This window comes from Amphritea pacifica (genome assembly GCF_016924145.1).
GTDB classification, from domain to species: domain Bacteria; phylum Pseudomonadota; class Gammaproteobacteria; order Pseudomonadales; family Balneatricaceae; genus Amphritea; species Amphritea pacifica.
Map to the genome: position 1 here is coordinate 1 of NZ_JAFFZO010000269.1, position 239 is coordinate 239.

The following is a 239-nucleotide window of genomic DNA, read 5'->3' on the forward strand; positions in this document are numbered from 1 at the left end:
CTTTTAAAACGCGCTTCCCAGAAATGTCCCCGACAGCTATCCTCCTGGTTGGCTTTACGGGCGATATATTCATTCAGACTGCGCATAAACCAACTGATATCGGCTAACCGTGCGCGCCAGGTCTCAGCTATTTCTGAGACGGTTTGCCGTTCGGCGATGCCTAATGCCTCTCCCGCCCGGTAGCGTTGCACCAATAGTGGGCCTTTATACAGCACACACCAGCGCTCAATGACCTCATC

The 239-nt window shown here is 53.1% G+C and carries 1 pseudogene; it reads right to left on the reverse strand.

Features of this window, described 5'->3' with window-relative positions:
• Nucleotides 1-239: pseudogene (locus tag JW499_RS22310) on the reverse strand (alpha-amylase family glycosyl hydrolase); the annotation flags it as partial.